Source organism: Actinopolymorpha sp. B17G11 (assembly GCF_040196095.1).
GTDB lineage: Bacteria > Actinomycetota > Actinomycetes > Propionibacteriales > Actinopolymorphaceae > Thermasporomyces.
On the sequence record NZ_JBEFTW010000018.1, the window covers coordinates 126,404 to 137,568 of the forward strand.

Consider the following 11,165-nt stretch of genomic DNA (forward strand, 5'->3'; position numbering starts at 1 on the left):
GGACTCATGACCCCGACAGCGCCTCGTCGATGCCCGACTGCGCTGTCTGCGCGGCCTCTTCTGGGCTGCTGGAACCACTGACCGTGGCCTGCAGTGCCTCCTGCACGAGGGTGAACGCCTCGTTCGAGTGGGTGGCCAGATCACCCTCCGGCGCCCAGGCGTCCTCCAGCTGGTCGGCGAACTTCTGGCGGACCGGATCCTCGACCGCGCCGGGCACGTCGCTCCGGGCCGGGAGCTTGTTGCGCGCCGGCAGGTACTCCGTCAGTACGTCTGGCCGCTGCAGGTGGGTGATCAGGTCCCAGGCCGCGTCGGCGTCGCCGCTGCCGGCCCCGATCGTGAGGTTCTCCGCGGACAGGAAGGTCTTGCTCGTCTCCTCGCTCGGCATCGGCGCGATGTCCCAGCTCAGGTCCGGCACCTCCTCGTGGAGGATGCTGACGTAGGTCGCCGAGTTGATCATCATGGCGGCCTGGCCGGTGGCGAAATGGTTCTTGGCGTCCTCCTCGCTCCAGGTGAGGAAGCCCTTCGAGAGACCGCCGTTGTCGACCATCGTCTTGAACGACCGCAACGCCTCGACACCCGCGTCGCTGCCGAACTCCTCGATCGACCCACCAGCGGCGAGGGTCCGGAGTACGAGCCCGGTCGCTCCTTCGGCGCCCTCACCTCCAGCGACCGCGAGGCCGTACTTCACGTCCCCCGCGAGCCTGGCCGCGGTCGACTCCATCTCCTCCCAGGTCCTCGGAGGCTGAAGCCCGGCCGCGTCCATCAGGTCCTTGTTGTAGTAGACGGCGTAGTCGTCAGCGACGTGCGGAACGCCGTACGTGGCGCCGTCGACCTGCGTGGTTTCCCAGCTCGTGGGGTAGTAGGCGTCCTGCTCGCCCCACTCCTCCACCCGGCCGCTGAGGTCTTCGATGATTCCGGCCTCGGCCATCGCCTGGGTGTCGAAGGCGTTGATCAGGGCGATGTCGGGCAACTCGTCGGCGGTCGCGGCCTGCTGGAGGGTGCGGTTGAAGTCGTCGAACGGGATGTGGCGGGCGTCGACCTCTATCTCGTCGTGGTCCTCGTCGTAGGCCTCGAGCACTTTCTCCAACGGGATGTTGTGCGGCTCGCCGTAGTAGTGCCAGAACGTGATGGTGCCGTCGCCCCCCGACGACGCTTCGTCCGAGCCGCCTGAGCCGCCGCCTGAGCCGCCGCCCAAACTCCCGCACGCAGCGAGCGATGCAGAGAGTAGGGCGGCGACCGAGACGGTCGCGACGCGACTGCGGACGCGGTGAATGGGGTGCATGACTCGTCCTCCAGATGGCATCGATTCACAGCAGGGGCGGGCCGGCTACCGGGTCTGGTCGACGCCGGCTCGCCGAAGGTTGTCCATGGGCAGGTGAAGCAAGGCGCCGTCCGGCGGTGCGGCGTTGTCGTCGGCGAGGGCCTGGATCTCCGCGGCCGTCAGGGCCCGATCGAACAGCCATGCCTCGTCGACGGCGCCTCGCAGCGGATTGTTGATGCCGTCGACACGGGCTCCGAACCGGATGCCGGTGCGGGCGCCGTCCGAGACAGACCCGGTGATCGCGGCCGCGGTGGCGACCGGCGAGCCGTCGACGAAGAGCGTCACGTTGTCGCTGTCCCGGGTGAGCGCGACATGGTGCCAGGTGCCGTCGGCGTACTCACCGGGAGCGGTCACGGATCGGCTTGCGTCGCCTGTCTCCAGGAGCGCGCGGAGCCGACCCAGGTTGGGTTCCAGCCGGATCCACCACTTTGGCTCGCCCGAGGTTGTCGAGTGCGCCCAGACGATTGCCTGGTCATCGGATGCGCTGGTGCGGAACCACGCCGCGGCCGTGAACGACCCACCGCCCACCGCCAGCGAGTCGGACAGCGGCGCCTCGACATAGTCCCCGGCCAGTTCCAGCGCGGAGCCGAAGGCGCCCGCAACCGGCTTGGGGCTGCCGCTGATGAGGCCGTCGTACCCGTGGCCCGACTCGTCCGGGGTTGTCTGCCGCGGCGGACTTGGCACGTCCGCACCACCGACCGGTACGCGGGCGAAGCTGATCCGCTGGTGGTACGGCAATGTCGCATCCGGCGAGAGCCGGTCGCCATTCTCGAAGAGAACCCCGAGCGTCTGACCGTCGACCGACACCAGGTCGGAGTAGCCGGAAGGGCCGTCGTACAGCTGAAGCCCGCGCTGCCAGGAGGCGGTCTGGTCGAAGCTGGACCAGAGAGTGAGGTTCTCCCGGGCGGTGGGGTGAGCCGGCGCGGAGAACACGATCCGGCTCCGAGATTCCGCCGCCTGTGACAGCTTCAGGACCGATCCCTGGATCTGGGTGGTGACGATGTCCGAGGTGGCCTGGTACGGCGCGTCGAAGGAGGCGGCGCCGTCGCTGCTGGTGGTGCTGACCCTACGCCCGGGGCTTGTGCCCCCCTGGTCGCGGGCATTGAAGTACACGGTCCCGTCGTTCAGCTCCACAGCGGTTGACTCGTTGGGGTTGTAGACGTCCTGCAGCGAGGTGTCGACGCCGCCCAGGTTCCAGGTCGTGCCGCCGTCATCGCTGTAGAGGCTGTGCGCGCCGAACAATCGTTCGTCCAGGCAGTCGATTCCGGACCCCTCGGGAGGGGCGACGGAGTGGTTGCCGGGGATCACCAGCCGGCCCGCGTGCTCCCCGCTGGTCAGCTGGATGCCGTGCCCGGGGCCGCCGACGAAGTGCCGCCAGGTGGCCGGCTTCACGTCCGCGGTGATCTCGTTGGGCCGCGACCAGGTGGCGCCGTTGTCATCGCTGTGCAGGATGAACGACCGCCTGGTCTCCTCGTCGGTAACCCGCCCGCAGCGGACATCGGCCGTCGTCACGTTGCCACCGGTACGCGTCGTGTTGACGACGATCCGGCCGGTCCTGCGATCCAGGATCGGCACCGGATTGGCGAACCGATCCGGGCCGTCGTCGACGAGCACCTGCAACGGCCCCCAGGTAACGCCGCCGTCGGTGGACCGCTTGAGGACCAGATCGATGTTCCCGTCATCGCTCGGACTGTTGACCCGGCCCTCGGCGAACGCCAGCAGCGTGCCGTCAGCAGCCTTCAGGACCGCGGGAATCCGGAACGTGTGATAGCCGTCCTGGCCGCGGGAGAACACGGTCGTGTAGCTGACGCCCTCGGTGACGCCGGCGTGGGCGGACGTGGAACTGCCGAGTGGATCCATCGCGGTCACCCCCACGAAGCCAGCGACGAGTCCGGTCGCGATCAGGCTGGCAGCGACTCTCGCGGAGCGCTGCCGATGGGAGTATCCGCGCATAACCCGCCTCCGAAGTCTGCAAGATATCCTACAGATCGCGGAAACGTACGCCGACTGAGATTGCGTGTCAAGAGGCCAGTAGTACGGCCGTGAAGCCAGAGGGGGCGCCGTCAGGGCGCCGTTGCCTCCGTGGCAGCCCCCGCGCCGGCCTCCGGCGAGTCCTCGCCGCTGAGGCGGCACTCGATACCGATGTAATGCTCGTGCACCGCGTCTCGGGCCTGCTCAGGATCGCCGGTAAGGACGGCGTCGAGAATCCTCGCGTGAGCCTGGTATGCCTTCATAGGGGTGCGCCCCAGCAGGGGCGGCGCGGCGTGGTGGAACGCGAGCCAGAACAGGTCGAACAGGCTGAGGAGCATCTCGTTGCCAAGGTCGGCGAACAGCAGCCGGTGAAACCGCCGGTCCTGCTCCGGAAACGGCTGACCCTGCTCGGCCAGGGTGTACATCTCCGCCAGAACCTCCCGCATGGCGGCGATGCTGGAGTCGGACACCACCCGCATCGCGTCCGCGATCAGGGCCGCCTCGAGCGCCTTGCGCAGTGCCAACAACTCGCTGACAGCGCGCCGACCCTGCATCAAGGCATACGGCAGATGGTCCAGCAGCGGGGCGAACGAGAACTCGCGCACATAGACACCGCTACCGCGGCGCGTCTCGAGCACGCCGGTCGACTCGAGGGCCTTGACCGCCTCGCGTACCGAGTTGCGGCTGACCCCGAAAATGCGCGCCAGCTCGGACTCCGGCTTGAGGGGATCGCCGGGGCGCAGCCCCTGCTTGATGATGTAGTTCCTGATTTCCTGCTGCACGGTCTTGTGAAGCGGGGGAGCACTTTCCAGCCGTCGAAACGCCGGTTCCACACTGCCTCCTGACGGACCTGAGTGACCCTTGACACCCGAACGTGGCTGATCCTACGGTGCAACTTGTAGGATATCTTGCAAAGGCCGCACCGGAACTCCGGCTTGGCGAGCTTGCCGCATCGCCCACGCTTCCTGCTCGAACTCGCCCTCGCCCGAGTGGCGGATGCGAACCACCAACGGGCGAGCACCAGCGCGCACCCGATACACCTCGTTCTGGTAGCCCTGGATCACTCGTTCAACCTCATCGGCCGCCACATGGGCCGCGCGACGCACGATCTCATCGACAACTGAGGATGGCGTTGACCATCGCGCCTGAAGATCCCGAACGTACGAGCTGTCACCCATGGTGGAGCCTCTCGTGGCGACGGTCGCCAAACGGCCACACCCAGGATTCTCGACCGGCGTGGTTCAGGCGCCCGTACGGGTGAACGTCACGTGGGTGACTCCGCTTGGCGAGGAGGTGGCCTCGACCGCGTATGCCTTCTCGAGGCCCTCCAGTCCGTCCCAGAGGCGTACGCCTCGGCCGAGCAGGATCGGGACCACCACGATGTGCATGTGGTCGATGAGCCCGGCGGCAAGGAAGTCGCGGATCACGGTGGGACCTCCGCCGATGCGTACGTCCTTGCCGTCCGCAGCCTTGCGGGCTGTCTCGAGCGCCTCGGCAGGCGAACTGTCGAGGAAGTGGAACGTCGTGCCCCCTTCCATCTCGATCGAGGAGCGCGGGTGATGGGTAAGGACGAAGACCGGCGTGTGGAACGGCGGGTTCGGACCCCACGCGCCCTTCCACTCCGGGTCCTCGTGCCATCCGGGGTGGCCCCACTTCCCGGCACCCATGATCTCGGCGCCGATCCCCGGACCGAACTCCTCGGCGAAGACGTTGTCGACGCCGCGGCTACCGGCGGTCTGTTGCCACGCCCGGGTGGCGAACATCCATTGGTGCAGCCGGTCGCCGGCGTGACCGAAATGCGCGTCGTGGCTCTGACCCTCACCGGTGCCGAAGCCGTCGAGGGAGATGGCGAAGTTGTGGACGCGGGCGAGTGACATGGGCGATTCTCCTTCGGTAATCGGAGCCATTTGTCGTACGTGGCAGGGAAACGGAGGTTGGTCGAGGAATGATCTCGATCTTCTTGCTCGACCACGAAACTGTGTCCGGTAGACACTGTGTACCATAGACGCGGTTAGTCGGGAACCGCAAGAGGCAAACTCGACGGACGGAGCGAGAGCGTTGGCGGCACCGGACAGACGCGCACCACAGGACTACCTCGGAGCCCTCGAGCTGCTGTGGGGTCTGCGCCAGCCGTCGAGCCTAGGGCCGAAGCGGGCGCTGTCCGTTCGCCAGATCGCAGAGGCCGGCGTGGCGATCGCCGACGCCCAAGGCCTCGCCGCGATCTCCATGCAGCGCGTCGCGGGCGAGCTCGACTACACGAAGATGGCGCTCTACCGGTATGTCCGGAGCAAGGCAGAACTGCTCGCGGTGATGACCGACCTCGCCATCGGCGACCCGCCCGACCTCGGCCCACCCGAAGACGGTTGGCGTACCCGACTGGAGCGGTGGGCGCGACTGATCCGCGCGACCTGGAACCGCCACCCCTGGTTACCGCACGTCAGCGAATGGCAGGCCAGCCCGGGCGCGGTACGGCCGGTGAGCAACGACCGCATCATGGGCCCGAACGAGGTCGCCTGGGTCGAGACAGCCACCAGCACCCTTTCGGGCCTCGGGATGTCACCACAGGAGCAGCTTGACGCAGTGTTTCTCGTGAGTGCCCACCTTCGCGCTACCCAAGCGATGACGACCTACGGCTTGCTGCCATGGACGCTCGGGTTGCCTCACGAGGAGATGCTCGACCGCCTCCGCGGCGGCCATGAACAACGATTCCCCACCCTGTCCCGCCTTGCGGCCAGCACGCACGACCCAGCGCACAGCGCATTCGAGTTCGGACTCGCCCGCATCCTCGACGGGCTCGAACTGCTCATTGACAAGCGCACGCGTTGAATGCCGCGCCAAAGGACTGCTCACCGGCGACGCCAGGTGAGGGAGAACCAAGAACCTCGATGATCTACGACGAAACCCTGCCACTGCGTCATCCTTGTCCAAGGCCGCATCGTGGAGGGCAGTACCCACGCGACTTTGCTGGCGGGTGGAGGACCTTCGGGGAGTTCCTGACCGTCCGTGTGGGTGCAAGGCTGACGCTAGAAGGGTCGTGAGGGGAGGTGCATCCCATGGCGAAGTTCCTCGTGGAGGCGAACTACACGGCGTCCGGAGCGAAGGGTCTGCTCAAGGAGGGCGGCACGGGGCGTCAGGCCGTGGTTCAGGACGTATGTGCGCAATTGGGTGGCAAGGTGGAAGCACTCTATTTCGCCTTCGGTGACCACGATTTGTACAGCATTCTCGAATTCCCGGACAACGTCTCGATGGCCGCCGTCGAGCTCGCGGTGAAGGCTAGCGGTGCCGTCGACACCAGGACCGTCGTCTTGTTAACGCCGGAGGAGCTCGATGACGCGACAAGGAAGCCGGTCGAGTTCCGAGCGCCAGGCAGCTGACTGACCCCGCTGGGCGATTCGCCTGGGCCGCTAACACCTTGCGTGCGCACTGGGCCGAGCGCAGTGGCAAACCGGTTTGACCGTTCACGCTGACGCTTGCCATGCCTTTGAATTTCACGCCCATGTATCGGGTATGGTCCTCGCCTCCCATGGTCCCCAAGCAGCGTTGCTCTCGCGCGGTCCAGGTACCTCGACCATGTGGCGTGCCGCTCCGCAATTCGGGCCAAGGTCTGGAGAATACCGCGTACCAAGTCCACGGCTAGGTCGACAGTGGGACGCCTAGCATGGTTCGTTGTGGGGCGGCTTCCAGGGCTCAAGCGGTATGTGACCGTGGCTTTGCAGATCCTCGGCGTTGCGGTTGCCTATTACCTGTCTGCCCGCCTTGGGCTCTTGGTCGGATTGGTTCGCGGGCAGGTGAGCCCGTGGTGGCCACCGACCGGGATTGCCGTGGTTGCCCTGCTTGTCGTAGGTGTTCGTGTCTGGCCTGGGATCCTTGTGGCGCAGTTCGTTGTCGAACTGATGACTGTTCCCGCAATCCATGCCCTGCCGTCCGCGGTGGGGACTACGCTCTCGTGCCTGGTTGCCTATGTTCTGCTGCGTCGTGTCGGGTTCCGTGTCGAGTTGGACCGGCTGAAGGATGCGTTCGCGTTGGTGTTTCTCGCGGCCTTCGCCGCGATGCTTATCAGCGCAACGGCGGGTGCCGGTGAGCGCGTGCTTTCAGGCTTGGTCCCAGCGAGCTACTTCTGGGCAATGTGGTCGACCTGGTGGACAGGCGACGCAATGGGAGTGCTCCTGTTCGCACCACTACTCCTCGTCCTTCGTCGCCTTCGATGGCCCCTGGACGTGGACAAGTACCGACTGCTGGAATTCGCGCTGCTGCTGGTGGGATCGTTCGTCGTCGTCCTGGCGGGCACACAGATCATCGGCGCTGTCCTGTTCCTCGCTTTCCCGTTCTTGGGATGGGCGGCGCTGCGCTTCCAACTGGCCGGAGCCGCTCCAGTCGCGCTGCTCACATCCCTCGCCGCTGTCTACGCGGCCGTCCAGGGCTACGGCCCGTTCGCCGGACGAGACCTGCTCACCATCATGATCACCCTCCAGCTCTTCAACGGCGCTGTCGCTCTAAGCGCATTGCTGCTCGCCGCAACCATCACCGAACGGGACCGTGGCCGCGTCGAGATCGAGCAAACGGCCATCCGACTTGGCGAAGTCGTCAACCACCTCGACCGCAGCAAGACCACTCCGCGGGTGGAACCCCGACGGTTCGGCGAGGACTCCCCGAAAGACGACGGCCCATGACCGCCACCGTGCGACGTCTCGGGCGGGCAGAAGGACCAGCCCTCTCGACGAGTCGTCTACCTACGTCGCTCTCCGCGCACATTGACCCAGCGGGAGCACGTTGACTGGTGACGTTGGGGTCAAGTGCGGCCGTCATTGGCGGGCTTGGCGAGGTCGCCCCAGACGCTTGTGCAGGTCAGCGTAGGTTGGCCGCCTGGGGATCGAACCCAGAACCCGCGGATTAGAAGAGGGCCGACCGCCCCGGAGCTGACTGCCTCACGCCTGCTGACCTGACCGTTTGCCTGTCTGAGTTGCCACTGATGGCCCTCGACGACTGCGTTTCATTGACAGAACCATTGACAGAGGCGAGTACCAGCCAGGGGTATGCCTTCACGCGGCAGACGGCTGGGGCTTGAAGTTCACAGCCAGCTCAACGTCCAGCGCCCGTGCGATCCGCTCCAGGACCGGCAATGTGGGCACAGTGCCGCCAGCCTCGAACCGCGCGACAGCCGACTGAGTCATGCCCGCCGCCCGCGCGCTCTGACTCCAATCACGCTGCTCCCGAAGCTGACGCACCGACGCACCCCAGCTCGAACGCCAGCCGAGCCGCCTCGTACGCTGCTGATCCGAACCGCATCCCGCTCGAGATAGAGCCGCAGCTCCCGAAACTTCCCCTCCAACTGCCTGGTGTAGGGCTCGCCAAGCTGCGCGCCCTGCTCAGCGAGCAGATCCACATAGAACGCCTCCGACCAAACAACCCGCCCGACAACTGCTCCAGCCACTCCCGGACCTGCTGCCGGCTCGGCCACTCTACTTCTGCTACTCACGCTGAGTTGCCGATGGACCTCGCTGACGCTCGGATCGCGGCACGAGCGGACGTACGACAGTCATCAGCGCCGGCACTCACGGCAGAATCCGGACGTGTGCGGGCCGAAATCGTCGATGTCGTGGCCGGCATGGCCATCGCTCGCTTGCCCCTCATCGCTATCGACTGTCCCGATCCTGGTGGGCTCGCCAGGTTTTACGGCGCGATGCTGGATTGGAGGATCGACGACTCCGCCGACCGGGCTCGGTTTGCCCTGAGGACGGCCAGTGCATCGCCTTCCACCGGGTGGCTGATTACACGCCGCCGACGTGGCCGACCCAGGAGCGGCCCAAGCAGATGCACCTCGACATGCTCGTTGACGACCTCGACGCAGCCGAGGCGGCAGTGATCGATCTCGGTGCAACCAAACATCCGGACCAGCCCGGTACGTCCTACAGGGTCTTCCTGGACCCGGCAGGCCACCCCTTCTGCCTTTGTCTCAACTGATCCGTACGGGAGCCCTCGGCGTAACGTTCGCGCTCATCGGCAGATCCGGACGCCGCCAGGGCATGCACACATCACCTTGCGGTCGACGATCTCTGTGCGCTGCCGTCGTCTCGACCGCCACCTAGCCGTTTATACTTGCCCATGTCGATGGCCACAGCATTCGGTGGCGTACAAGGCTCTGCACTGCAAGTCGTACGCCGACACCACGTGTGACACGGATGTGGCACAGCACACGGTCACGCCTAGGTGAACGCCGTACCGTGCGACTCAGCCTGAAAAGCGGAAGGTCGACGGTTTGATCCCGCCCTTGCCGACTGCCTTGACCAGGCCATATACCGGGGCGCAACCGCCAGCGAGTGCCCGTCAATGACCCCTATTGACCGCCCCTTGTTGCACGCGGGATGTACGCCTGGACTCTGTCTTGCAAAGGCATATTTGGTCTCCACGCTCGGCTGGGCGTCGACCAATCCGACGCAGGGGTCGCACTGACTTGACCGCTGCTGACCGTGACAAGCCCTGACCGGCCGCTCCATCTGGCAGCAAGTGGCTCGCCGACTCGCAGATCCGTAGGCCCCTCCATTGCTCGTCGACGACGTGCTCATCATGGCCCAACGTTGCATGTTCTTGAGTCAGTCAGCCCACCTTCGAAGGAAGTCCAGGAGCAGGCCGTTGTCCATTTCGTGACCGCTGTTCTCCGTGACATGCATGGATACCGCGTCACCCGCCCCGACCGCCTCGTAGATGGCGCGTAGGCGGTGGAATGAGTCGGGCACAGTCTCGTTGTACGAGGCTGATTCGTTGTCGGGGCCAGGTACGTCCAGTTCGCCGTAGTGCACGGCGATCGGCCGTGGTGCGTTCAGGCCTGCGACGTCGGCGCGGTCCAGCCAGGCGAGCACTCCCGGTATGCAGGGTGCCGGTGCGTTGCCACATCGGGCGAAGATCGCGGTGAACGAGCCTAGGGTGCCGCTGGCGAAGATGTATCGGACACGTGTGCTGAACACCGGATAGGTGCACGCGAGGTCACCGCCCCAGGAGATCCCGGCGACGTCAAAAGCCTTGACGTTGTGGGCGTCCGCTAGCCAGTGTTCCCACCGCAGCAGATCCTCGATGGTGTCTCCCATCAGAGTGCGCCCGTTTTGATAACCGTCGGTCAGCACCGTGTAGGTCATGTGATGACCCAAGCGCCAGTAGTTCAGACTCTCGCCGTCTCGGTGAAGGGCGAGATCATCGAGCGCGCCGAACCCACGCAGCTCCGGGAGTAGCACCGTATGTCCGGCCTGCGCGAGCACAAGCGCGAAGTTGTGGTGGTAATCCTCCCGAACGCCGGGGATGCCGAGGCATTCGTCGACTTGCCCATGGCCATGAATGCCGATGACCGCTGACTGGCCACGCCCCGGTGCCTGTCGACTCGGGTGGAGAAGGTACGCAGGTAGGGAGAGCTCGTCGCTGACCCGCATCACCAACGCCGTAACCTCAACGCCTTCGTGCGTGGTGCGACGTACCTCGGTCACGTCGCACGGGGCTGGCTGGGCATCGATGCTCACTAGATCCGCCAGCTTCGTCATGGCCTGCGCACGCCAGTCCGCCCATGACAGGCCCGCGCGGTCGAAAGCCAGCCGCAGCGGCGCGCGGGGGGTCTGATACCGAAGGGTCAGGTCGTCCGGGCGGATGAGGAACTCGTACTCCATCCCGGAACTCTGACCCACCGAACCGCATGTGAGTACCGGTTTTGATCAGCGCAGGCTGTCTGGTTCCAGGAATGGCGCTACGTCGGCTCCGTCGGCCCGCTAGTACGGCGTGGCGTTAATGATTGGACGGTTGTTCCTGGGAGGATGCTGGTATGGCTCATCCTCCTGCTGCGGCGTTGGTGTTGCATGACGGTGATCGGGACGTTCTTGGTTCGTGGGTGCGA

General features: G+C 65.8%; 11 protein-coding genes. 4 read left to right on the forward strand and 7 right to left on the reverse strand.

Features of this window, described 5'->3' with window-relative positions:
• Nucleotides 1–4: 4 nt before the first annotated feature.
• The 5 genes from ABN028_RS19245 to ABN028_RS19265 all read right to left on the reverse strand — a co-directional run bounded on the left by ABN028_RS19245 (nucleotide 5) and on the right by ABN028_RS19265 (nucleotide 5,169).
• A complete protein-coding gene (locus ABN028_RS19245; RefSeq protein WP_349697525.1) occupies nucleotides 5–1,282 on the reverse strand; it encodes an extracellular solute-binding protein in 1,278 nt (425 codons plus the stop codon).
• A gap of 45 nt (nucleotides 1,283–1,327) precedes the next feature.
• A complete protein-coding gene (locus ABN028_RS19250) occupies nucleotides 1,328–3,274 on the reverse strand; it encodes an exo-alpha-sialidase (protein ID WP_349697526.1) in 1,947 nt (648 codons plus the stop codon).
• A gap of 110 nt (nucleotides 3,275–3,384) precedes the next feature.
• Complete coding sequence (locus ABN028_RS19255) at nucleotides 3,385–4,125, reverse strand: FadR/GntR family transcriptional regulator (RefSeq protein ID WP_349697527.1); 741 nt, start codon at nucleotides 4,123–4,125, stop codon at nucleotides 3,385–3,387.
• A gap of 51 nt (nucleotides 4,126–4,176) precedes the next feature.
• Entirely contained in the window at nucleotides 4,177–4,470 is a 294-nt protein-coding gene (locus ABN028_RS35420) for a phosphotransferase (RefSeq protein WP_502879193.1), read from the reverse strand.
• A 63-nt stretch (nucleotides 4,471–4,533) separates the two neighbouring features.
• Complete coding sequence (locus ABN028_RS19265; RefSeq protein ID WP_349325957.1) at nucleotides 4,534–5,169, reverse strand: dihydrofolate reductase family protein; 636 nt, start codon at nucleotides 5,167–5,169, stop codon at nucleotides 4,534–4,536.
• Between the two features lie 181 nt (nucleotides 5,170–5,350).
• Here ABN028_RS19265 and ABN028_RS19270 point away from each other — a divergent pair, with 181 nt between their 5' ends.
• The 3 genes from ABN028_RS19270 to ABN028_RS19280 all read left to right on the forward strand — a co-directional run bounded on the left by ABN028_RS19270 (nucleotide 5,351) and on the right by ABN028_RS19280 (nucleotide 7,962).
• Nucleotides 5,351–6,118 (forward strand): TetR/AcrR family transcriptional regulator, encoded by a 768-nt coding sequence (locus ABN028_RS19270; protein WP_349325958.1) that lies wholly within the window; start codon nucleotides 5,351–5,353, stop codon nucleotides 6,116–6,118.
• Between the two features lie 227 nt (nucleotides 6,119–6,345).
• Entirely contained in the window at nucleotides 6,346–6,666 is a 321-nt protein-coding gene (locus ABN028_RS19275) for a GYD domain-containing protein (RefSeq protein WP_349697529.1), read from the forward strand.
• A gap of 330 nt (nucleotides 6,667–6,996) precedes the next feature.
• Complete coding sequence (locus tag ABN028_RS19280) at nucleotides 6,997–7,962, forward strand: MASE1 domain-containing protein (protein ID WP_349325977.1); 966 nt, start codon at nucleotides 6,997–6,999, stop codon at nucleotides 7,960–7,962.
• 369 nt (nucleotides 7,963–8,331) lie between these two features.
• Here the strand turns inward: ABN028_RS19280 and ABN028_RS35425 are convergent, their stop codons facing one another.
• Entirely contained in the window at nucleotides 8,332–8,517 is a 186-nt protein-coding gene (locus ABN028_RS35425; RefSeq protein ID WP_502879194.1) for a helix-turn-helix domain-containing protein, read from the reverse strand.
• Nucleotides 8,518–8,980: 463 nt separating this feature from the next.
• Between ABN028_RS35425 and ABN028_RS19285 the strand changes: the two genes are divergently transcribed.
• Nucleotides 8,981–9,253, forward strand: a complete 273-nt coding sequence (locus ABN028_RS19285; RefSeq protein ID WP_349697530.1) for a VOC family protein — start codon at nucleotides 8,981–8,983, stop codon at nucleotides 9,251–9,253.
• Between the two features lie 629 nt (nucleotides 9,254–9,882).
• Here the strand turns inward: ABN028_RS19285 and ABN028_RS19290 are convergent.
• A complete protein-coding gene (locus ABN028_RS19290) occupies nucleotides 9,883–10,941 on the reverse strand; it encodes an alpha/beta hydrolase (RefSeq protein ID WP_349697531.1) in 1,059 nt (352 codons plus the stop codon).
• Nucleotides 10,942–11,165: the final 224 nt, after the last annotated feature.